Source organism: Salmonella sp. SAL04214 (assembly GCF_046550615.1).
Classification (GTDB): domain Bacteria; phylum Pseudomonadota; class Gammaproteobacteria; order Enterobacterales; family Enterobacteriaceae; genus Salmonella; species Salmonella enterica.
In genome coordinates this window covers 22,113-41,718 of the sequence record NZ_JBGDXT010000015.1, presented here as the reverse complement: position 1 = coordinate 41,718, position 19,606 = coordinate 22,113, and the positions used below count along the sequence as shown (strand labels likewise).

General features: G+C 55.3%; 29 protein-coding genes. 2 read left to right on the top strand and 27 right to left on the bottom strand.

All coding sequences use genetic code 11. The features are described from left to right. Positions 1 to 57 precede the first annotated feature (57 nt). The 9 genes from ACLJQD_RS20875 to fin form a co-directional block, all read right to left on the bottom strand. On the bottom strand, positions 58 to 276 hold the full coding sequence (locus ACLJQD_RS20875; protein ID WP_000980499.1) for an ogr/Delta-like zinc finger family protein: 219 nt from the start codon (positions 274 to 276) through the stop codon (positions 58 to 60). 68 nt (positions 277 to 344) lie between these two features. Beyond that, positions 345 to 1,445, bottom strand: a complete 1,101-nt coding sequence (locus ACLJQD_RS20870; protein WP_001010544.1) for a phage late control D family protein — start codon at positions 1,443 to 1,445, stop codon at positions 345 to 347. Further along, positions 1,442 to 1,927: a phage tail protein gene (locus ACLJQD_RS20865; protein WP_000980418.1), complete on the bottom strand. Its 486-nt coding sequence runs from the start codon at positions 1,925 to 1,927 to the stop codon at positions 1,442 to 1,444. Before ACLJQD_RS20865 ends, ACLJQD_RS20870 begins: the two co-directional genes overlap by 4 nt. Next, positions 1,924 to 4,731 (bottom strand): phage tail tape measure protein, encoded by a 2,808-nt coding sequence (locus tag ACLJQD_RS20860; RefSeq protein WP_001282765.1) that lies wholly within the window; start codon positions 4,729 to 4,731, stop codon positions 1,924 to 1,926. The genes ACLJQD_RS20865 and ACLJQD_RS20860 overlap by 4 nt, the downstream gene beginning before the upstream one ends. After that, positions 4,724 to 4,843, bottom strand: coding sequence for a GpE family phage tail protein (locus ACLJQD_RS20855; RefSeq protein ID WP_000763317.1), 120 nt, complete (start codon positions 4,841 to 4,843; stop codon positions 4,724 to 4,726). The genes ACLJQD_RS20860 and ACLJQD_RS20855 overlap by 8 nt, the downstream gene beginning before the upstream one ends. Before the next feature lie 14 nt (positions 4,844 to 4,857). After that, on the bottom strand, positions 4,858 to 5,160 hold the full coding sequence (locus ACLJQD_RS20850; protein ID WP_001280962.1) for a phage tail assembly protein: 303 nt from the start codon (positions 5,158 to 5,160) through the stop codon (positions 4,858 to 4,860). A gap of 54 nt (positions 5,161 to 5,214) precedes the next feature. Next, positions 5,215 to 5,730, bottom strand: a complete 516-nt coding sequence (locus ACLJQD_RS20845; RefSeq protein ID WP_001207654.1) for a phage major tail tube protein — start codon at positions 5,728 to 5,730, stop codon at positions 5,215 to 5,217. A gap of 9 nt (positions 5,731 to 5,739) precedes the next feature. Continuing rightward, the gene (locus ACLJQD_RS20840; protein WP_000046106.1) at positions 5,740 to 6,912 is read right to left on the bottom strand and encodes a phage tail sheath protein; all 1,173 of its coding nucleotides are present in this window, start codon (positions 6,910 to 6,912) and stop codon (positions 5,740 to 5,742) included. A gap of 102 nt (positions 6,913 to 7,014) precedes the next feature. Beyond that, positions 7,015 to 7,572: a serine-type DNA invertase Fin gene (fin, locus tag ACLJQD_RS20835; protein WP_001165556.1), complete on the bottom strand. Its 558-nt coding sequence runs from the start codon at positions 7,570 to 7,572 to the stop codon at positions 7,015 to 7,017. On the opposite strand from fin, the gene ACLJQD_RS20830 reads away from it, so the two are divergent. Further along, positions 7,542 to 8,621 (top strand): gp53-like domain-containing protein, encoded by a 1,080-nt coding sequence (locus tag ACLJQD_RS20830; protein ID WP_010989058.1) that lies wholly within the window; start codon positions 7,542 to 7,544, stop codon positions 8,619 to 8,621. The two genes, fin and ACLJQD_RS20830, sit on opposite strands and share 31 nt — an antisense overlap. Positions 8,622 to 8,627: 6 nt before the next feature. Beyond that, a complete protein-coding gene (locus ACLJQD_RS20825) occupies positions 8,628 to 9,035 on the top strand; it encodes a tail fiber assembly protein (RefSeq protein WP_001287105.1) in 408 nt (135 codons plus the stop codon). A gap of 3 nt (positions 9,036 to 9,038) precedes the next feature. Here the strand turns inward: ACLJQD_RS20825 and ACLJQD_RS20820 are convergent, their stop codons facing one another. The 18 genes from ACLJQD_RS20820 to ACLJQD_RS20735 form a co-directional block, all read right to left on the bottom strand. After that, a complete protein-coding gene (locus tag ACLJQD_RS20820) occupies positions 9,039 to 9,656 on the bottom strand; it encodes a tail fiber assembly protein (protein ID WP_077906433.1) in 618 nt (205 codons plus the stop codon). Then, entirely contained in the window at positions 9,626 to 11,200 is a 1,575-nt protein-coding gene (locus ACLJQD_RS20815) for a phage tail protein (protein ID WP_076184968.1), read from the bottom strand. Before ACLJQD_RS20815 ends, ACLJQD_RS20820 begins: the two co-directional genes overlap by 31 nt. Then, positions 11,197 to 11,802, bottom strand: a complete 606-nt coding sequence (locus ACLJQD_RS20810; RefSeq protein WP_001086802.1) for a phage tail protein I — start codon at positions 11,800 to 11,802, stop codon at positions 11,197 to 11,199. The genes ACLJQD_RS20815 and ACLJQD_RS20810 overlap by 4 nt, the downstream gene beginning before the upstream one ends. Beyond that, positions 11,795 to 12,703 carry a baseplate assembly protein gene (locus tag ACLJQD_RS20805; RefSeq protein WP_000268274.1) on the bottom strand — a complete coding sequence of 303 codons (909 nt, stop codon included), beginning with the start codon at positions 12,701 to 12,703 and terminating at the stop codon, positions 11,795 to 11,797. The genes ACLJQD_RS20810 and ACLJQD_RS20805 overlap by 8 nt, the downstream gene beginning before the upstream one ends. After that, complete coding sequence (locus ACLJQD_RS20800) at positions 12,690 to 13,049, bottom strand: GPW/gp25 family protein (RefSeq protein ID WP_000177405.1); 360 nt, start codon at positions 13,047 to 13,049, stop codon at positions 12,690 to 12,692. The genes ACLJQD_RS20805 and ACLJQD_RS20800 overlap by 14 nt, the downstream gene beginning before the upstream one ends. Then, a complete protein-coding gene (locus ACLJQD_RS20795) occupies positions 13,046 to 13,624 on the bottom strand; it encodes a phage baseplate assembly protein V (protein WP_000993750.1) in 579 nt (192 codons plus the stop codon). Before ACLJQD_RS20795 ends, ACLJQD_RS20800 begins: the two co-directional genes overlap by 4 nt. Before the next feature lie 68 nt (positions 13,625 to 13,692). Further along, positions 13,693 to 14,139 carry a phage virion morphogenesis protein gene (locus tag ACLJQD_RS20790; protein ID WP_000343939.1) on the bottom strand — a complete coding sequence of 149 codons (447 nt, stop codon included), beginning with the start codon at positions 14,137 to 14,139 and terminating at the stop codon, positions 13,693 to 13,695. Next, entirely contained in the window at positions 14,132 to 14,563 is a 432-nt protein-coding gene (locus ACLJQD_RS20785) for a phage tail protein (RefSeq protein ID WP_001039964.1), read from the bottom strand. The genes ACLJQD_RS20790 and ACLJQD_RS20785 overlap by 8 nt, the downstream gene beginning before the upstream one ends. Next, positions 14,526 to 14,771, bottom strand: coding sequence for an Rz1-like lysis system protein LysC (gene lysC / locus ACLJQD_RS20780; RefSeq protein WP_072600794.1), 246 nt, complete (start codon positions 14,769 to 14,771; stop codon positions 14,526 to 14,528). The genes ACLJQD_RS20785 and lysC overlap by 38 nt, the downstream gene beginning before the upstream one ends. Beyond that, positions 14,659 to 15,087, bottom strand: a complete 429-nt coding sequence (lysB, locus tag ACLJQD_RS20775) for an Rz-like lysis system protein LysB (protein ID WP_001648763.1) — start codon at positions 15,085 to 15,087, stop codon at positions 14,659 to 14,661. The genes lysC and lysB overlap by 113 nt, the downstream gene beginning before the upstream one ends. After that, entirely contained in the window at positions 15,084 to 15,458 is a 375-nt protein-coding gene (locus ACLJQD_RS20770; protein ID WP_000871620.1) for a DNZ54_00345 family protein, read from the bottom strand. The genes lysB and ACLJQD_RS20770 overlap by 4 nt, the downstream gene beginning before the upstream one ends. Positions 15,459 to 15,462: 4 nt before the next feature. After that, positions 15,463 to 15,972, bottom strand: coding sequence for a lysozyme (locus ACLJQD_RS20765; RefSeq protein ID WP_001069891.1), 510 nt, complete (start codon positions 15,970 to 15,972; stop codon positions 15,463 to 15,465). Beyond that, entirely contained in the window at positions 15,953 to 16,168 is a 216-nt protein-coding gene (locus ACLJQD_RS20760; RefSeq protein WP_000171565.1) for an HP1 family phage holin, read from the bottom strand. The genes ACLJQD_RS20765 and ACLJQD_RS20760 overlap by 20 nt, the downstream gene beginning before the upstream one ends. Positions 16,169 to 16,171: 3 nt before the next feature. After that, positions 16,172 to 16,375: a tail protein X gene (locus ACLJQD_RS20755; RefSeq protein ID WP_000868184.1), complete on the bottom strand. Its 204-nt coding sequence runs from the start codon at positions 16,373 to 16,375 to the stop codon at positions 16,172 to 16,174. After that, on the bottom strand, positions 16,375 to 16,839 hold the full coding sequence (locus tag ACLJQD_RS20750; RefSeq protein WP_000673541.1) for a head completion/stabilization protein: 465 nt from the start codon (positions 16,837 to 16,839) through the stop codon (positions 16,375 to 16,377). Before ACLJQD_RS20750 ends, ACLJQD_RS20755 begins: the two co-directional genes overlap by 1 nt. Positions 16,840 to 16,932: 93 nt before the next feature. Beyond that, complete coding sequence (gpM, locus tag ACLJQD_RS20745; RefSeq protein WP_000059171.1) at positions 16,933 to 17,583, bottom strand: phage terminase small subunit; 651 nt, start codon at positions 17,581 to 17,583, stop codon at positions 16,933 to 16,935. A gap of 3 nt (positions 17,584 to 17,586) precedes the next feature. Continuing rightward, positions 17,587 to 18,651 carry a phage major capsid protein, P2 family gene (locus ACLJQD_RS20740; protein ID WP_000730753.1) on the bottom strand — a complete coding sequence of 355 codons (1,065 nt, stop codon included), beginning with the start codon at positions 18,649 to 18,651 and terminating at the stop codon, positions 17,587 to 17,589. Positions 18,652 to 18,667: 16 nt separating this feature from the next. Next, entirely contained in the window at positions 18,668 to 19,501 is an 834-nt protein-coding gene (locus ACLJQD_RS20735) for a GPO family capsid scaffolding protein (protein ID WP_000216269.1), read from the bottom strand. Positions 19,502 to 19,606: the final 105 nt, after the last annotated feature.

The following is a 19,606-nucleotide window of genomic DNA, read 5'->3' as shown; positions in this document are numbered from 1 at the left end:
GGCGACAGCGTGTCGGACTGGCGGCAACAAAAAACCCGCCATTAAAGCGGGTTCTGTTCAGAAACTCATGTGGCCTTGACCACTTTTTCCCGGATGTGGTGGCGCAGAAGAAATTAGATTCGGTTTTATAATGTGCCGTACAAACGTTTCATGAGTAACGAACGTACAGCCACAATTTATATTTTGGCACTGGTTGTAACGTTCTTTTGTCGTAGCTGATACCTGAAAGCTGCTTCTGGTATGTGCTGCATGACCGCACTCTGGACAGTTCATCATTGCTGTTATCCCACCACTTTTGCCATAATCGCAATAATGATACATCATTATTCAATATTGAGAACCAATCATTCAATTTCAAGACCATCAATCTTTACTTCAAGCTCCATGCTGGTCGTAAATCCATTATCCGGGCTGACAGAATGCGTCAGGGTGGTAATGGTCCATTCTGCATCATCAATCGGCTGCTTAAATCCCGTCACCTTCACCGGCATTTCCGTATAGAGATCAGCCCGCCCCTCAGCGAGCTGTAGGGAAAATGAAGCAACCCCGCGCTGCAGGCGTTCCCACTGCATTTTTGCTGCGCGCTCTGCATTGCTCCGGTTGGCGTAGGTACGATTAAGAACCAACACGTTTTCATCCGTTCCCACCAGATAATCACCCTGTTTTGCTTCCGGCTCTTTGGGTGTGGTGGCTTTCTTTCGACGACGCTTAACACTGGTTGTCTCTTTTTTCCTGGGTTCACGCGTATGCAACCAGCTGGCAATAACACCGGTATAGGCACCACGATCAGCAAGGGTGAACCGATGACCGTCACCGGCTTTGCGCGTGATGGTGATAACCGGCAGCGGCTTGCCGCTTGCCGTTCTTCCCTGTCCCTGCCGGATAAACAGCAGGTTCCCGTCTTTAACGGAAGCAATCGCCCCATACTGTCTCGCCAGTTTCATCAGAAAACTTGCATCGCTTTCATTGGTCTGGTCCATATGATCCAGCGCCTTATCCGTCAGGTCTTGACCCAGCGCCACTTTGAGGTTATGCCGGGCGGCGATTTCCTTTACCACCTCCCCCACCGTTGTCTGATGCCATGATTTTTCGCGCCGTGTATTGAGGGTTTCACGGAAATCTGCGCTACGCGCCCTGATGGTCAGCCGGTCAGGGGCTCCGCTGTGTTCAATTTCATCTACGGTAAAAGCCCCTTTAGGGAAAAGCGGCTGGCCTTTCCAGCCCAGCGCCAGATGAATAACAGCACCACGGCGCGGCAGAACGATCTGCCCGTCAGCGTCGTCCAGCTCCAGATCAAGCTGGTCTGCTTCAAAGCCCCGGTTATCCGTCAGTGTCAGACTCATCAGGCGCGCGTCCATCACCGTCGTCACGTCTTTGCCTTCGATGGTGATACTGAAAGCCGGGCTTTTGCTGTTCAGATTCAGGAGATCAGAATTAAAGTTCACTGCAGCAACCCTCCAACCGTGTTTTTAATCCCCCCAATAGCAGATGCTGCAGAGTCCTGCAGGTTGCTGAGCTGGTCACTCAGGCTCCCGAACATGTCAGAGAGCGACTCATCAACCCGTTTGAGGGTGATCGTAAACTCAATGCGCCTGGGCATTCCGCTGGCAAAAAACTCCGTCTTTGTCTGGCTCAGACTCTCAATAACAAACATGCCGTAAATGGTTCCACTGCCTTCAATCAAAGGCCATGCCTTGCCCAGTTCAGCCATTTGTTCAAGCGCCAGTAATGACAGCCTGCCTCCGGTCACTTCCGGCAGCAGAACCCCGGACAGTGTCAGTGAATCATTATCCGGGCCAAGAAACTGCGTTGACGGGCGGCGGTTCACCCGGCTGTTGGCGGTGTGTCGCCAGCTGCGCTGATACTGCAGTTCCTGATAAGGGACAGTGCGCAGCATAAATACATATAAACCCAGCACCATCATCATGATTCATACCCCCCCTGATCGCTGAAATTGCTGCGCGCTTTTGCCCTGGCCCTGCGTTCCCGCTCGTCAAGCTGGCGTGCCACTTCACGGGCAATATCCTGCGCACTCTGTCCCGGCTGCGCGACGATATGAATGGGCGCATTTATCTCATAACGAATAACTGACGGCGGGCTGTCAGCCTTAACTGGCTGCGTCTGGTATGTCCTCGCAGGCAGACTGAACGGATGAAGCGGAGCCACTTCTGCAGGTGTCGCAGCTACCCCCATCACGCCAGCAACGACAGAGGCCAGCGCAGCAGTACGCCGCCTGCTGGTAACATTTGCCGGTCCGTTCACAATTTCAGGGCCATTTTCTCCGACAATGCCAAACTGCCCGCGTGGAATGATCCCGCCCGTGTCGTACATCCCCGCGTAAGCCGGGAACCCGCCTGGCGGCAGCACCACTTTGCCGTCACTGTTCACTGTGGCGGACTGCTGCTGCGTAACCTGCGCAGGTAGTTTCGCCTTTGCCGCCTCCTTACTGACAATACCGAGCTTTTCCAGCAGCCATGACACACCGGATTTAAGTGACTCAAGTGGGTGCATCACCATATTCAGACCTTCCGCCAGTGCCTCACCAAACCGACGCCCCATTGCAGCTGCGCTGTTCAGTTCTTCGGAAGTGGATTTAACCGGGGTAAGTAAATCATTGAACCAGCCCCACAAGGCCTGCACCCTGTCACCAATCCACTGAAACACGGGTCTGAGCGGCTCAAAGGCAGCGCTGATGGGCGCAGCAGCGGCTTTGAACCCTTCCACCACGCCCCCCAGAAACGCACTGATGGGCTGCCAGTATTTCCAGATAACCAGCGCCACGCCTGCCAGTGCAGCCACAACCAGCCCTACAGGACTGAGCAGCGCACCCAGCAGGCTACCAACAGCAAATAATGCCACGCGCAGCAAAGCCAGCGGACCAGAGATCAACAAACGCAGCACGCTACCTGTACGTGTGGCAGCGGCGGCTGCAGAAGGTAACGCTTTAACTGACAGCATGGACAGGCCAAACCGGATAACCGCCAGCGGTCCCAGCACAGCAGCCACCGCCACTGCCAGCGCCCCCAATCCAACAGTGATGGCTGCCGTAGCTGCCGCCACTTTCATCAGCGTGCCAGCCAGCACGGGATTCTGCTCAACCCAGCGACGCAACGCCCCGGTCACGCGCTTAACCATGCCCATAATATCCATCAGCGGCTGGCGCAGCGTTTCCCCCAGGCTGCTGAAAGCGTTCTGCGCGCCCGTCTTAACCAGCAACCACTGTGCAGACAATGAATCCTTGTTAATGTCGGATTCTTTCTGCATGGAGCCATTAGCACCACTACCTGATGTGAGTTTCAGCTGGCGCTGCAGCTCCGGCAGGTTGTTAGCCAGCTTTGCCGCATCATCGCCAAACTCTTTGCCAAAAATCATTGTCATGGCTGACAGGCGTTTATCCTGCGGCAGATTGTTGACCTTCTCCAGAACCCGCTGAATTGTGCCCATGGCATCGGTGGTCATCTGCTTTTCAATCTCCGCCGGATTGAGTTGCAACAGATTCATGCCTTCAAAAAATCGTTTACTTTGCATGGTGGCAATGGACAGTTCACGCACCATGGCATTAGAGGCGCTGGCGGCGATTTCCGGGGCAGCCCCAAGAGAAAGGAATGTTGAACCCAGCGCCGCGGCCTTTCGGAAGTCAAGGCGGTCAGCCACGCCCCCCATACGCTGCAGGACGTTGATAATGTCCCCACCCTTTGACATGGCGTTATCGTCCAGGTAGTTCAGCGCATCGCCCAGTTGTTCAATATTGCGCGTCGGAACTTTATAGAGCTGCGCGATTTTCCCCAGCCCTTCTGCCAGTTCATCTGCGGGCAGCTCAAAGGCCGTTGCCGCTTTTGCCGCCGTGGATGCAAAAGCCAGCAGGTCACGTTTCTGCTCTTCGTAAGGATCGTCCTGATTGGTCACACCCATGCGAGCACCACCTTCAACCAGCGCGGCATAGTCTATAGCGCCGTTCTCCATCGGCAGCTGTTCGCTGGCGGCCTTGATGGCATCCTGCATGTCATAAAACTGTTTTGTGCGGTTGCCATTATCGTCCCGCAGCCCGTTTACCTGCTTTGCCACGCCTTTCATGGCATCTTCCATGCTAGCGTAGCTCTTAACTGCCGCCACAACAGGTGCGCCCATTGCCACCCCTGCAGCCGTAGTGGTAGCCCCTGCCCCGGCGATGCGATCCCGCACCTCAAGACGGCGCGAATACTGATCGCGGACGGCGTTCATTCGCGCCTGCTGTTCGCCCAGACGTTTAAGGGATTTCTGCTGCCGGTCCAGGGCCTGCCGGGTTTCGTCGGCATTCTGCCGCAGTTCCCGCTGCGCACTACTGAGCTTTTTCGTGTCCAGTCCGGCTTCATTGAGCGCAAGACGCTGGCGCTGCACTGACTGACGTAGACCGTTATATTTGCTCTGTAACTCCGTAACGCGGTTCTTTGCCTGCTCAAGCAGCCGTGCCTGCGCCGCCGTCGGGCGGTTGGTGGCAGAGAATTGCGTGGCAAGTTTCGCAGCTTCTTCGCGTGCGGCTTTCAGGCTGTTACCTGTGACTGCCAGCTGCGCGCTGGCCTTGCGGAAACCGTCAATGCGGCCCGCCTGAGCATCTAATTCTTTTAAACGGGCGCGGCTTTGCTGAATGGCTGCAGCCAGCTCTTTTGAGCTGGCCTGCGCGGATCGAAATGGGCGGGTGAGCTTGTCAACCGCATTAAGAATCACCTGCAGACGCAGGTTATTGTCACTCATCGCTGGCCCCGCTTCGCTGAATTGCCTTATACCGCCACGCCAGCACCTCAGTCAGCGGCATAACGTCAGTGATGGATGGCGACCAGTGAAAGATGGTGGCGATATCCGCCACAAGATCATCAATCGTCAGGCTGTCGGTAAACCGGCAAGCACCGACTTCTTCAACAAAAAAGTCACCACCTCTACCGACAGCGCGGTGAGATCTGCGGGGTCCAGCTCTGCCATTTCCTGCGCGGTCAGCGTCGGGGTGGAGATTCGTGGGATCACAGTCATCATTGCGCCCACGTCCATATCCATAATGGCCTGCAGACGGGTGCCACGCAGTGCGCCGGACTGAGGCTTGCGCAGCACAATTTCGGTAATTTCAGCTTTACCGCGCATGATGGGAGTATCCAGTTTTACGGTCTTTTCAGTCAGCTTGTCGCTCATGTTCGTATCCTGTTAATGAAATACTGGCGCGGCTGCCCGCGCCGTTAAGGTTAATCAGAGGCCGAGGGCATTACGGTGTTCTTCCATCAGGTCCACGCCGCCAACGATTTCTACCATGTTGACCAGATCGACCTCATAGAGCACCTCACCATTAATGGTCAGCTTCGCGTAGCTGTTGGTACTGCTGACTTTGGTGCTGCTGCTCTCGCCGGTTTTCCACTCGCCGGAATCCACTTCTTTATGGCGCCCGCGCACAACCAGCTCAACGGTCTGCACTTCGCCGGTATCGTCACGCTGAATGGAACCGGTGAAACGCAACTGGATGCCGTCAACGGTTGCCTTGCCCATCTGCTTGAATAACAGCAGCTCGGTACCGCCGATTGAAAATTCCGTGTCCAGTGCACCGTCATCCAGCCCCATGTCCACATCCACTGCGCCCGGCATACCGCCGCCGCGATACTTCTCAAACTTGCGGGTAAATTTCGGCAGGGTCAGAGACTCAACGATCCCCTGCCAGTTGTTCCCGTCGTTGAACAGGTTCAGGTGTTTTAACTTGCGTGGTAAAGCCATGATTCCCCCTTATGTAGCGACACGGCTGGCAAAATCGACCAGGTAACGATCGGTGATGCGCTGGCGCAGCATCAGGTTTTCAAGTGGAGGCACCGGCGTGTAGTCATAATCGATGGTCAGTTTCCCGTCTTTAAGGGTGTCTTTATCGTTAACAGACTCATCCAGCCAGCAGTCACCACCAATCAGGTATCCCTGGTTGACCAGACTGCGCATCTTGGCGCGTAGTCCTTCAATAATGTCGCGGGCCAGCGACGGATTAAGCACGCCATCTACCGCCCACATGTGCGCCTCCGCCATAGTGTCAGCCAGCACCTGCGCCGTGCGGGTGTAGTTCTCAAAGGCAAACAGCGGATCGTCACTGAGACAACGGGAACCCCAGAAGCGGAAGCCGTCTTGGCGGATCAATGTGGTGACGTCATTTTTGTTCAGCAGTCCCGCATCGGTTGCCGAGTCCTGCAGATCCCAGAACACATCAGCGGAAATGCCGGTGACACCGTTCACACCCACATTGGACAGGGTTTTATGCCAGCCGATCTGCTCGTCGATTTTGGCACGCAGGCCGAGCGCACGGGCGGAGGCGTAAGCCGTCGCGTCTGCTTTCAGCACGGTGTCAAAGTTGATGAAGTCAGGCCAGATCAGCATTCCCTCGCGCTGACTGAAATTCTCGCGATAGGCAATAGCTTCCTCCACCGTTTTGCAGCCATTAGCAGCAAGGTAGGCAAACCCGCGCAAGCTTTGCGCCACGCCCAGCAGTTCAGTAGCAACGGCCTGAGTGTCATGTCCCGGCACCCCAAGAATGCGTGGCTTGATACCGAGCTGCGACTGCGCCGACAGTAGCGCTTTCATGCCCGTTTTCTTACCGTCGGAAGTTACGCCGCCGATAATATTGGAGGTGGTTTCCGCTTCGGTTTCGCCCTGCGCCACACGCACAACGACAGTCACGGGTTTTGCCTGATCTGCAATCGCGTCCAGCGAGCGGGCCAGCGTGCCGGACTCCCCCGCTTTACCGCTGGCGGTAAGCACATCAGTCAGCAGGACCGGCTTATTGAGGGGGAACACGGACGCATCAGCATCATCGCCGGTGCAGACCATGCCCACGATGGCAGTGCTCACCGTGGTAATAGGTCGGGTGCCCTCGTTGATTTCAACAACGCGCACCCCGTGGTGGTAATCCTGAGCCATAAGGCAGTCTCTCCGGTTGACAGGGATACCTTATGTTCTGGTTGCCAGGCGTGCGGCGCACGTATTTCACGATGTGTCAGTGCTGGTACAATATCGCCACTTTCAACGCGACTGATTTACAGGGAATTTCTTGTAAAGAGTGGAAATGCTAACATCAAAAAGCAATCCAACACGATGACGAGTTTCACCGGCGGCAAGCAACCGTCCGGCCTGCTCCCATTGCTCCGGAGTGAGCTTTGGACGCCTGCCACCGACTCGCCCTTGCGCCCTCGCAGCGGCAAGTCCGGCGCGGGTTCTTTCCACAATTAATTCCCTCTCCATTTCAGCGAGTGCGCCCATGATATGGAAAAAGAAACGCCCCATTGGTGTGGAAGTATCTATGCTATCCGTAAGACTGCGGAAATTAATGCCACGCTCCCGTAGCTCCTCTACCAGAACGACCAGATGACGCATACTGCGCCCCAGACGATCGAGCTTCCATACAACCAGCGTGTCCCCTTCTGATAACGTCCTGAGTAACTTTTTTAACCCTGGTCTTTCTGCTTTGGTCCCGCTTATTTTGTCTTCAAAAATCAGTTCACATCCTGCGCAATTCAGCGCGTTTCGCTGTAAATCAGTGTTCTGGTCATTTGTTGACACCCGTACATAGCCAATTTGCACAACAGGCCCCCTCGCAAAAGGCTGGGATCATGCCATTTACGACCGTTTTCTGCATTTTCATAAACCTCGGTTTAGGCGAAACAGCAAAGCAAGCTGCGGGCGCAGTCCAGAAAACTGGCGATGAGATGAGCGGGAAGTTAACCCTGCCACAGACATCTTCCTTCGGCGTGAATACTAACAACACACTGGGCGGTAGTTCCATCGCTATCGGTGATAACGATACCGGGCTCAAAGGGAACGGCGACGGTAATCTGGCATTTATGGCTAACAACGTGCTGGCAGGATATTTTAATGAAAATGAATTGCAGCACAGTAAAAAGATGCTGACTAAAAATTTTCAGGCTCTTGTTGATAATAACTGGCCGGAGGGGGCGGGGGGATTTTCTGGTCAGTTAAGCAGTGAAGCACCGTTTAGTGTACCAATGGTTCACCGTCAGAATAATGATAATAATTTTTTCCCGCTCCTGAAAGGAAAGGTCTCACTGGAGTCTGGCTATCCTGTAGCCGCCTCTTTCGGAATATTAACTAGTGGGAATACTAATTTCCCACAAATTGCAATTCATGCAAAAACAGACTTTGATGTTAACGATAAAATATGGGTATTTGATGTTGCAACCGGAGAATTTCGCGCACCGGGCAGGATTACTGCTACAGAAATTTTATTGAGCGGTAAAAGCCGTGTTGGTCCTGATGGTAATTTATATGGTGATGTGTGGGGTGGCTGGCTGAATGACTTCCTTATTAATAATTACAACCGTAAAAATACTGCCAGCCTCGGTGATTATGGCTGGGTTCGTGACGAAAGCACCGGGTTTATAATGCAATGGGGGACACTTGGTAGCTCAAACGGAACCTACAATTTCCCGCGAGAGTTTCCGACATCCTGTTTTGCTGTATTTGTCACCAACACTAATCAGCAGGGAGGTTCAGTGGATAATGCGTTTGGATACCCGGTGAGTAAAAGCCAGTTTTTTGCCGCAACTAAAGCATCAACAGACGGAAATGTCGTAAATGGCTATCCTGTAGCCTGGTTTGCGATCGGGAGATAATTATCAATGAGCGATTATTATTACAGCTTTAAAGAGAAAGGTTTTTTCTACAAGCCGGATACCGAATCGGGCGATTTCCCGACTGATCTAATTCCTCTGACTGATGAACATTACCATGGACTTATGCAGGGTCAGGTGGACGGAAAATATATTGAGCACAGGAAAGGAGGCCCGGTACTGGTTGAGCATCGCGAATATACGCCTGAAGAACTGGTTGCACAGGCTGAATCCAGAAAAGCGGAACTTCTTGCTGAGGCAGAGTCAGTCATTGCGCCACTGGCGCGAGCGGTAAAATTAAAAATGGCTACAGATGAGGAAATCAAGCGGCTGGAGGCATGGGAACTCTACAGCGTACTGGTAAACCGGGTGGATACCTCAAACCCTGACTGGCCGGATAAGCCAGTCAGCCAGTAGTCGTTATTGTGGTAATGCAGGCCACCTGATTGCGGTGAAGGTGGCCTCATCTGAAACGTCTGTTAAGTCAAGCGATTTAAGAACATTGATATAGTTCATCCACAAAATCAAAGCCGCTTTATTTTCATCACTGATAATTCCCAACGTTAATTCTGTGCGCCAGTCCTTAATGGCATTATCTGCATCGTTAAGTAATTTCTGTCGGGTGGTTTCGGCCTTAGCCTGATAATCCACCGGAACGGGTAAAACCTTACCATCTCTGTACAACCATGAGCCATCACCACGACAATCATCAGGACAGTCAGCAGCGTCTATTTCCGCAACAGACATATTAACCGGCCACAACATTGATACAGCATATGTGTTTCCACGTTGCGGGACTGGCTGATTAACAACACCCCAGATAACCCCTTCAGGATCGTACATAATTTTTGCAGTATCATCAGAAAATAATGACTGACATTCATACCAGTCCTGCCCGTCTTCCGATTCCAGGAAATATGCACCTATATTTATTTCGGCCTGAGTTTTACCCCTGCTTACGGGGTCGTCAATAAGTCTGAAATTTTTGATATTCTGATATTTTTTCATTATGCCGTTCCCCCTTGTACGGTATACCACTGATTCCCGACTCGTTTTTGCAAAGGCGCATAATTAATACCATCAATATTTTCGCCTTGTGCATCTTTCCAGACGGAGGTAACTACATATCCGGGAGTGTTAGGCCAGGAACCTGCATTGTTCCAGGTAGTCACTGATGTGCCAGCCCCTAACTGAACATCTGCGACGAAATTATTATTAATCCACAGACTCAGCCAGCTATTCCCCCAGACAGAACCAAAGATGTCGCCGTTATTCTGATAGATGGCCCCGCCTGCACGAAGCGTGTTAGCGGTGATATCGCCATTGACCGTAAAGACAATCGAACCATCAGGATTTCGCTGGCTGTATAAATGCCATCCCTGGTCGTCGTCCAGTTCAATCACTGTAGGCCTGTTTGCGTCGCCCCATAAATTAAACGTGGCTGTCATTGTCGAATTATTATTACTCGTCAGTGACAGTTTTTTTTCTTTGCCTGCGCGAATAGCTCCCAGAACCATCATTTCACCGGGAGCGACACGAACGGTGTGCTGGCTATTCGCAAACGTATCCAGTATCCCGTCACCATTCTGTTTAAAGCCGGTATCGTTATCACCAATAGCGATGGAACTACCGCCCAGTGTGTTATTAGTATTCACGCCGAAGGAAGATGTCTGTGGCAGGGTTAACTTCCCGCTTATCTCATCGCCAGTTTTCTGGACTGCGCCCGCAGCTTGCTTTGCTGTTTCGCCTAAACCGAGGTATGTGAGAAGGCCGGCGATATCTTTTCCGCTTAAATTCGTCAGTGTATTGTCCAGCGGTTGCTTTCCAGCCAGAGCGTTTATCATCGTCGTGGCAAAGTTCGGGTCATTCCCCAGAGCCGCTGCCAGCTCGTTCAGCGTATCCAGTGCTGCAGGCGCAGAATCCACCATTGCCGCAATAGACGATGCCACAAATTCCGTGTTCGCAATCTGTTTAGTGCTGTTACCCGCCGCTGGCGTCGGTACCTTTGGAATCCCTGTGAGTGTCGGGCTGTCCTTCTGCGCATACTGTGAATGCGGGTCCGGCGCAGCAAGATGCTTTGCCATCAGGTCGTCTACATATACCTTCAGCTCCAGCGCCTTATCATCCACATATTTACGGGTTGCCAGCACTACTGCAGGGTCAATTTTCAGGGTGATGTTATCGGTGCTGCTGGTAATCAGTACCATGCGCACGGTCTGCGTACGTCCGCTCCCTTCTGTCAGCTGCGGCTTGTAGCTCTCAGGGCAGTTACCCACAGCGATCAGCGCACCGGTTTCATCAAACAGGCCAACTTCACGAATCCACCACCCGCCCTCAGTTTCTGGGATTACCTGCTCAGCAATAATCTGGCTGTTGTTCTGCGGGTCGATATACAACATATTCAGCGCTGCGCGGCGCCTCTCAGCAACTAACGCGGTCTGTTGTGCGCTGGGTGTGGGCAGCACACCGCCACCGTCTCCCACCGCCATATGGGTAATTTTCAGCGGGACACCGAGCGCGGCGGCGCTTGCCAGTTTCGCCGCGCCGATCTCCGTCAGCAGGGTATAAAATTTTGCGCTCATGGATTCACTCTCATTGTGTCAATAACATGGACTGCCCCGCCTTCATGTGCGGTGCCGCCGGAAACAATCGTTTCATTGATATACGGATATACCGTGATTTCTTCGCCAAGGTAGCTGGCTGCGCCAACCCAGTAAGGGCCGCTGGTCTGCATATTAATGGACATACCTGTCATGTGGCGGCTGCATGGTTTGGCATCGCTTATCAGGCGCTCAAGCTCCAGATAGGTGTCTTCGGTGATACCATGATCCTGTACGCCAATATCCAGACGGAACGTCCCCGGCGTTTCGCCGGTCTGCCACCACTCAATGATGCGGATCAGGAAGCCGAACGGCTCAACCACACGCCGCACGGCGCTGATTGTTCCTTTATGCTGATGGATATAGAAAGCATCCTGCACCACACGGCGTTTGACGTTTTCTGTCCAGCTTTCATCCCAGCGGTCAACGGAAAACGCCCAGGCCAGATAAGGAAGGAATCTGATCGGGCAGGTTGCCGGGTTCCACAAATCACGCAGCGATACCTGCAGATCAGAAATCCCGCTGCAGGTCTGCGCCAGTCGGCGCTCAAGCGGCGACGAACCCGGCGGCAACAGACTATTCATCCGTGCCCCCGTTGGTAACGCGCCATTCGATACAGAATGCCGCCTGTGTCTTATCCAGCACCACATCCTCCAGAGGGGACGTAAGCTCCACACGCTGGACGCCCTCCACGTGCAACGCGGCATAAATGGCGCTGCGGCGGATATCACGTCCCAGCCTCGTCTGACTGGCGATGTACTTCTGCAGGCTGGCTTTTGCCGCCGCCATAACAGGCTCCGCTTCCGGCCCCGGATAAAGAAAAATGGTAGCCTCCACCCGGTACGGTATGATCTCCGCACTACGAACCGTCAGACGGTCAGCCACCGGGCGTACACTCTCACTGTTCAGGGCTTTTTCAACCACATCCAGCAGGTCTTTTACTGCTGTACCGTCACCCTCCCGGCTCAGTACGGTAAGTACCACCTCAGCAGGGGCCGGACTGGTTGCGCTGGCATCTGCCACACGTCCGTCCGCACTTCTGGCGTGAAATTCATAGGCTCCCGTCGGGCCAGCAACGGACAGTCCCTCAAATGCTGCAGGGATGCGCTGGCGCAGCGCCTCATCATCTTCCATCACTGCTGCGACCGGCGGTACTGCATCATTATCAGCAGGCACTACCGTCAGACGTTTCACGTTGCAGTTGGCTGCCAGCTGCTCAAGATCATTTCCTATCGAATAGGCCACCATGACCGCCTGCGCAGCCTCGTTAATACGCTGGCGCAGCAGGATTTCGCGGTATGTGCTTTCCTGCAGCAGCTTGGTGACGGGTTCAGATTCCAGCGCCAGTGTGCGTCGCACCGCGTCCTGTTCATCCGCCGGATAAAGGAGCACAAAAGCGGCCTTGCGCTCAGCCAGCAGCGTCTCAAAATCCGGCACGTCCACTATCTGCGGCGCAGGCAACTGGGAAAGGTCAATCACTGCCATTGTCTGCTCCTGTTGATACGGAAAGGGAAACCGGCGCGCCGTTGTTGCGCTGCCCGGTAAGCTCAACCACCATGGAGCCATCAAAATTGCTGCTGATGATGATGGAGTCCAGCGTGAGGCGCGGCTCCCAGCGGTTCAGCGCCACATAGACCGCAGACATAATCTGCAGGCGCAGTGCCGGGTTCTGCGGCTGGTCAATCAGGGCTGACAGTAGGGAGCCATATTCCCGGCGAGCAAGACGACTGCCCTGCGGCGTCAGCAGAATATCCCGCACCGACTGGCGCAGATGGTCGGTATCTGCAATGACCTGCCCGTCATTCCTGCTCATACCGATATACAACGTCATACCGGACCTCCCGATGTATCCCCGCCTGACTTAACGCCAGTGTGACCGTGTTTATCCATCACGACCCCGTTAGAACTCATTGCGCCGCCGCCCTGGGTGACGCCGCCGTTGATCACCACCTCGCTGTTAATGCGTGTTGTGTCAGCCTCCACCACAAACTCACCGGTTTTTAGGGTGATATTGTCCGCCGCCTCGATCACCATGGATTTGATACCCCGGACATGCCACCGCCCGGTGGCGGGTTCGTACTCAAACCAGCCCCCGTCCGGGTACTCCGTCACGCAGCCGTCCACAGAATCCGACGGCGGCGCAAACTGATTGGAGTAGATGGCGGGCAGCACAAAAGCGGTTTCCAGATTGCCGCCCATGCTCAGCACCACCACCTGCTCATCCGGCGACGGGCACCACCATGTACGGGCACCACCGGCACGCAACGTCAGCCAGTTAATCCAGTTAGTTTCAAGCGAGCCCACTTTCACCCGGCACAACCAGTTTTCCCGGTCCACTTCGGTCACGGTGCCGGTGCGGATCAGGTTGGTGATAAGGCGCATGATTTCGGTCAGTTGTGCATTCATAACGAAAGGTTGCCATCAGAGGGAAAAGGGAGGCAGCGCGGGCGCTTGTGCCAGCAGTGGCACAAAGATCACCCCGCCAGCCAGCGCAGCAGAGTGTCACGGGTGATGGTTTCCACCTCATCATTCACGCCCAAAAGGCGGCGCTCTGCGTAGCGGACCTCCGGGCCTTTTCGGCTGACGCGATCACGCAGGCCGTAATGGTGAACACGGGCAATGCGCTGCACCTTGCCATCAAACTGCACGCTGGCGGAGTCCGCACTGGCGGCGGTTTTCAGGTATTTTGTGGTGCGAAGCTTTGTAAACATCTGGCGTTTGATACGTCCCTTCTTGCTGCGGGCTGTCACCCTGCGCGGCTCATAGCCGCTGCCGTCAGGATTACGCTGCAGCCTGATGTTCTGCTGCTGCGTCCGGCGCAGCTGTTGCGCCAGTTGCCGCAACATACGGTTGCGTGCGGCAGGCTCCAGATTCGCCAGCAGCGCCGTCAGCCAGTCATCCACCTTCTGCAGCTCATCCACGTTTCACCGTCCACATTTCTTCGGGTTCGTCCGGCTCCGGCACCGCTTCAACGCTTGACACGCTGCCGTTAGTGCTGACCAGCACGCGCTCCGTCAGTTGCAGGTTCAGGCTGATATCGCACACATCGTTGCGCAGAATATCCACTTCAAAGGTGAACAGTTTTTCGCGCAGCTCCGGGTTATTGATAGCATCCGGCTGGTTGTCACTTAGCCACAGCAGCACAGGAGCCATCAGCAGATTCTGGTCGCCGCTGAAATCCTCGATCACCACGTTCAGGGTGTAGCGGTATTCCCATGACATGGAGCTGGCACCGGTTGCCACCATTGAGCCGTTATCAACGAAAAGGTGCAGCTTGTCCGGGTTGTCGCGGACATAAGCAACCGCTTTATTCAGGGCGCTGCGTAAGGACTGCGGTTTGTTCACTGTCTCGCTCCTGACACGCAATAATCGTGTCCACTTTGTCAGCACAGACCGCCCAGGCGGCCTCGGTTTCATCTAGCACCGCGTTCAGATCGCCGTTACTGCGCGGCGCTGACCTTTCCAGACGGCACTGCGTCACTCTGGGACAGCCACTCACGGTAAGCTGCACCTCCGGCGAGGGCCGGACGCTCCCGCAGCCGGATAATGTCAGCAGGCAAAGGAGTATCAGCCCAGCGGCGCAAATCCTCATTTTCACGTTTCAGTTCCTCGATCCGGTGCTGGCGGCTGCGCAGAAGTGCGGTGGTCTGTTCCGCTGCCGCATAAAGCCGCGCCTGCTCCCGGCTGTTGGTTTCGGTCAGAATGGACAGGCCGATCAGCTGGCTGTTTTTCTTCGTCAGCTCCTGCGTTTTGCTTTTCAGCACCGCGCCCTGCGTCTCGATGGTGTGGCTGGCATTGTTAAGCCGCCACGACTGCCAGCCCAGCGCCGCAAGTACCAGCGCCAGAACCACTGCCAGTAAACGATTCATTCCCGCAGTGCCTTTAGCTCATCTTTTATTGCTAAGCTCATGGCTACTGTAAAAACACACACCATCCCCGTGAGCTTCCATCCGGCAAGCAACATGACAAAGGCAAGAGCGAGACGCTGATACCAGGTGAGAGGTACTTTATCCATTAGCCCCAGCACCCTGCTGAGCAACTGACGGACGCGTAGCCGATCACTCCCCGTCAGGGTGCAGGAGTACAAACCAGCAAAACAAACCAGTGAAAAAGCGGCATACTCAAACCACATAACCAGCGCCAGTGGGAAAAGCGCATGAGATGCCGGGAAATTCACATCAACCATCACAAGGAGCGCCAGAACCGAGAGCGGCAGCCAGTAACTTTTTAACCATTTCATTTCGCTATACTCCTTTTAAGCACCAGGCCATTTCCCGCGCGCGGCGGTTGTCCAGCCCCTGATTAAACACACCTTTGACATATACCCAGCGCGGCAGCTGATGGCAGGCATCCGCCCAGCGCCGCTGATTCAGCAACTTAACCAGCGTGGAGCTACAGGCGTTGCCGGTGCCCACGTTGAAAGCAAACGACACCACCGCGTCATAGACCTTTTGCGGCACCGGCTGCACCACACATTTTTCCAGCGCCCGCTCCACGCGCAGCACGTTGGTGATAAGTCCCTGCGCCGCCTGCCGCTCCGTTATGGTTTTTCCCGGCACCACACCGGACGTATTACCGATCCCGTCAGTCCAGACACCTGCGCTGCACTGATAAGGCTGCAGGCGGCATCCCTCGTAATCGGCAATCAGTTTCAGCCCCTCAACGGAGGTATGAAGCGACTGGAAACCGGGCAGCGTGGCGGCGATAGCCAGCACCGCCCCAACAATGCAGCGCTTAACGATTGAAGGATTCATATTCCCCCCGCGAAATTTTGCCGCCACGTAACAATTTGAAAGACTGGTGTTTGTAGTACCAGTTGATAGCCAGCATCAGCACACCAATCAGTACGCCGCCAACCGTTGACGCGTCCTTGAGCGACAGATCGCCCAGCCATGCCAGCAGCACGGCGATGCAGTAAGTGATAAAGGCGCTGATTCGTTCAAGCGTCATAATTCAGTCCCATAGCTGGACGGTCTGCGCCGTGGTTGACGCCGTAATGTCCGGCAGCTCCACCTGCAGCCCGTGCGGTAAAAATGGGCCGTACTCAGCCAGCCCCGGATTTGCCTGCAGAACCTGCTCAGTGACACCCTGCGTGCGCCCGTAATGACGCCAGCAAAGCGCGTCCACCGTGTCATACTGATGCGCACGCACTTTCATCAGATAAGCTCCACCGTACAGTGCGGCGCATCCTGCACCCGGCTGATAGCCCAGCGGGCATCACGCCACAGATCGCCGCTGGCCTCCGCCAGCTCCTCCCCTCGCTTCACGCCTGACGCCGTGGCGTCATAGTCCTGATAACGCTCATTGAGCACAGCACGCGCCCAGCAAAAAACGGCGTTGTGGTAGTGCCGGATACGCTCGCTTTTGCCGTCCAGCATATCCGCCGGAACCTCAGCCAGTGCCCGGTAGCCCAGCAATTGCTGGCGGTTGCGGAAGTCGTACAGCTCAGCGTTAACCTCAGAAATAGCCGTCAGCACAACCTGCTTTAAACGCGGCTGCGTCACCGTGCCGTCAGTTCGCATCACACTGCGAAATTCCGACAGGTCCACATCAGGCCAGAACGGCGTATTTTTGATGACCTCCGCCTGTTCCGGCACCTGTTCGGGCGCAACAAACTTCATGCGGCTTTCTCCTGAATAAGTGGGCGGTGGACGGAATTTTGATGTGGCAGTGCCTTTCGCCATCCCGTGCCGCCCGTGCGCGGGGCACGTTCTTTAGCGGCTGTCATTGCGCAGTCTGCGCTCCAGCTGCTGCTTTTCTTTTTTCACACCGCAGCGGGGATCAAGCTGCAGCGCATGGGTAAGGTGATTCAGGGCAGACGCCGGGTTGCTTTCGCTCAGTACAGCGCCGATGGCTTTATGCAGTCGCGCCCGCGACTGGTCCGGCATATCCAGATCGGTTGTCAGGTCCAGCGTCTGCAGAAGCAGATCGGCATCAAAACCGGCAGCAGCAAGCAGAGCGCTTTGCGCCGCGTCTGCCATTTCTTCTGCCAGCACGGTCTGCACGTTACGGTTGCCCAGCGGCATAACCCAGCCATGGCGCAGCGCATGACGCCCGATTTCCAGCGCACCGGCATAATCACCGGCGTCGATACGCCACAGCATCACGTACATCAGCACGTCATCCTGCTGCGCGCCTTCGGCAGCCAGCACGCCCTCTGCCCAGGCAGAATATTTCGGCAGCAGCTCCACCTTGATTTCCGCCTTTTTCACCGTGGACTGGACGCCCTTGAGGCGGCGGCGGTCTTCTGCCAGCTGCAGCAGCATCAGGTCATAGCCCGACGCATGGCGAACACTGCCGCCCTCACGGGCGGCCTGTTCGGCCTGAATGCGCAGGCGGTGCTGCCGTGCGGGACTCAGGCTCATGCGTTACTCCCCACCTTCCGGTGCGGCAGGCGCGCTGAAATCACCGATTTCGATGTTTTCTACCAGCGCCGCGCAGCGGTAGTCCTCGACCACATACGCCTCGTTGACGGATTCAAAGTTTTCAATCCGGTCGCGTTTCGGGTTGTCGATAACTGAACGGCGGCGGGTGTCTTCCTGCCAGTAGATGGACAGGTTATCCAGACGGGTGATCAGCAGGGCATTTGCTGGGAAGAAAGGCGCGCGCACAGCCTGCAGGCCGCCCATGCGTTTCTGGCTGATGATCAGATCGGCGGCGATTTTCTCGCTGTTGTCCTGCTCTTTGTTGACCAGCGGGAAATACTTGTCAGACAGCAGTTCACGTCCGCAGACAACAACCAGTTCGTCATCATCCTGATACTCCACATCGATCAGCTCGTTGACGGTATCCATCACCACCGCGTCAAGATTTACATACTTACCACCCGGACCTACTTTTACCGGTTCTGCAGTAGTGGTGCCGTCTTCTGCGGTTTTGCTGCCCATGACGTGATCCGGCGCGTCTTCGCGGATTTTCTGCAGCCAGCCTTTATTGACGTCCTGCAGCAGCGGGTTTTCAGCACGGTTGGAGGTTTTGGCGCGCTTCACGCCGTTAAAGCCGATCATGATGCGGTCCAGCGCCTGACGCTTGACGATGGCGTTGCGAATACGCACCTGGAAGTCCTGGAATTTCGCCCACAGGTCCAGTTTTGCGTAGGTCAGCACCGTATCAAAGTTGGTCTGCTCGCATTTGTATTCCACGTCTTCCATCAGCGTCGGATCGGTAGGCTCACGCTCTTTGGTGGTGGTATCGGTGGTTCCGGCAATGGTGCTGCCCACGCCCAGCCCCAGCAACTGTCCTGACTGCTCAGTGACCGGCGTGATGTTAATCAGCGTCAGGAAAGCGGCGGACTGCTGGATCTGGTCTTCCAGCGTCTGCTGCACGGACGGCTCCACGGTAAACTTGCTGGACAGTTCTTCAACTTCCACACCGTTCAGGCGCGCCAGTTGCTGCAGGTAAGCGTTAAAGGCAAAGCGGGTTTTCTTTTTCATCGGGTTTTATGCTCCATCAGCAATTGGTCAGGGTGCCTGCCGGTGCGTCACCGCCCGGCGCGCGCTGGCGGTAATCTTTGCGGCTGTCTTCACGGCTCAGCTGCTGCTGTAACTCGGCAAAGGCGGTCTGCTGCTCCTGCAGGGAGGACTCCAGCTCAGAAAGGCGCTGGTCCTGATCGGACAGGGATTTATCAGTGCGCTCGCTCAGGATCTGCTGCTCAGTAGCGACCAGCTCCACGGCTTTATGCACATCAGAGAATCGCGCATCGTCGGTCTGCTCTTTTTTGGTGAACAGCGCGGTGACGCGGGCAAAGAGGGATGGCTTTTCGTCCTGGGCTTCTTCAAGTTCGATCAGCGTTTCAACCGCTTCCGAAAACAGGTTTTCAGGGTTCTGCTTACGGTTTGCCAGCGGGTTATGTGCGGCGCTGGCGCTGAAAGCCAGCATTTCGGTGCCAAGGCTCGCAGGATCGTCTGTCGCCCCCAGCCCCACAAGGTAGGCTTTGCCGGTGTCGGCAAACTTAGTGCTGACCTCCATGGAGGTGAAAAGCTTCTGGCCTTTTTTCACCAGATCCACCAGGGCGTCAGTGGGTTCGATATCGGCATAAAGTGCCATCTTGCCCGCCAGCGGGCCGTCCTGGATTTCTTCTGCAACCAGCCCCGTCACCCTGCCATAGCGGTTAAACGTGCTCTCCGGCAGATAAGACTTGATGTGCTCAAGGTTAATCAGCGCGGTATAGACCGTCGGGTTGTAGCTGGCAGCCATCTGTACCAGCCATTCACGCTGGATCTCGCGCCCGTCAGTGGTGGCACCTTCCACCCCGATACGGAAACGCTTTGCTTTCACTGTCATGAGCCGTGCTCCGTTAGAAATAACTTACTGGAGCCTTATGTTTGCGGTGATGGGGGGAGTGAGACAACGCGCTGTATTTGTACGGTAAACCACACAAAACGCAGC

Excerpts from the sequence above, each read along its gene's own strand:
- ACLJQD_RS20875 (WP_000980499.1), bottom strand. The coding sequence starts at position 276 with ATGATGAACTGTCCAGAGTGCGGTCATGCAGCACATACCAGAAGCAGC.
- ACLJQD_RS20865 (WP_000980418.1), bottom strand. The coding sequence starts at position 1,927 with ATGATGATGGTGCTGGGTTTATATGTATTTATGCTGCGCACTGTCCCT.
- ACLJQD_RS20860 (WP_001282765.1), bottom strand. The coding sequence starts at position 4,731 with ATGAGTGACAATAACCTGCGTCTGCAGGTGATTCTTAATGCGGTTGAC.
- ACLJQD_RS20850 (WP_001280962.1), bottom strand. The coding sequence starts at position 5,160 with ATGAGCGACAAGCTGACTGAAAAGACCGTAAAACTGGATACTCCCATC.
- ACLJQD_RS20845 (WP_001207654.1), bottom strand. The coding sequence starts at position 5,730 with ATGGCTTTACCACGCAAGTTAAAACACCTGAACCTGTTCAACGACGGG.
- ACLJQD_RS20840 (WP_000046106.1), bottom strand. The coding sequence starts at position 6,912 with ATGGCTCAGGATTACCACCACGGGGTGCGCGTTGTTGAAATCAACGAG.
- ACLJQD_RS20825 (WP_001287105.1), top strand. The coding sequence starts at position 8,628 with ATGAGCGATTATTATTACAGCTTTAAAGAGAAAGGTTTTTTCTACAAG.
- ACLJQD_RS20815 (WP_076184968.1), bottom strand. The coding sequence starts at position 11,200 with ATGAGCGCAAAATTTTATACCCTGCTGACGGAGATCGGCGCGGCGAAA.
- ACLJQD_RS20810 (WP_001086802.1), bottom strand. The coding sequence starts at position 11,802 with ATGAATAGTCTGTTGCCGCCGGGTTCGTCGCCGCTTGAGCGCCGACTG.
- ACLJQD_RS20805 (WP_000268274.1), bottom strand. The coding sequence starts at position 12,703 with ATGGCAGTGATTGACCTTTCCCAGTTGCCTGCGCCGCAGATAGTGGAC.
- ACLJQD_RS20800 (WP_000177405.1), bottom strand. The coding sequence starts at position 13,049 with ATGACGTTGTATATCGGTATGAGCAGGAATGACGGGCAGGTCATTGCA.
- ACLJQD_RS20795 (WP_000993750.1), bottom strand. The coding sequence starts at position 13,624 with ATGAATGCACAACTGACCGAAATCATGCGCCTTATCACCAACCTGATC.
- lysB (WP_001648763.1), bottom strand. The coding sequence starts at position 15,087 with ATGAATCGTTTACTGGCAGTGGTTCTGGCGCTGGTACTTGCGGCGCTG.
- ACLJQD_RS20770 (WP_000871620.1), bottom strand. The coding sequence starts at position 15,458 with ATGAAATGGTTAAAAAGTTACTGGCTGCCGCTCTCGGTTCTGGCGCTC.
- ACLJQD_RS20765 (WP_001069891.1), bottom strand. The coding sequence starts at position 15,972 with ATGAATCCTTCAATCGTTAAGCGCTGCATTGTTGGGGCGGTGCTGGCT.
- ACLJQD_RS20760 (WP_000171565.1), bottom strand. The coding sequence starts at position 16,168 with ATGACGCTTGAACGAATCAGCGCCTTTATCACTTACTGCATCGCCGTG.
- ACLJQD_RS20755 (WP_000868184.1), bottom strand. The coding sequence starts at position 16,375 with ATGAAAGTGCGTGCGCATCAGTATGACACGGTGGACGCGCTTTGCTGG.
- ACLJQD_RS20750 (WP_000673541.1), bottom strand. The coding sequence starts at position 16,839 with ATGAAGTTTGTTGCGCCCGAACAGGTGCCGGAACAGGCGGAGGTCATC.
- gpM (WP_000059171.1), bottom strand. The coding sequence starts at position 17,583 with ATGAGCCTGAGTCCCGCACGGCAGCACCGCCTGCGCATTCAGGCCGAA.
- ACLJQD_RS20740 (WP_000730753.1), bottom strand. The coding sequence starts at position 18,651 with ATGAAAAAGAAAACCCGCTTTGCCTTTAACGCTTACCTGCAGCAACTG.
- ACLJQD_RS20735 (WP_000216269.1), bottom strand. The coding sequence starts at position 19,501 with ATGACAGTGAAAGCAAAGCGTTTCCGTATCGGGGTGGAAGGTGCCACC.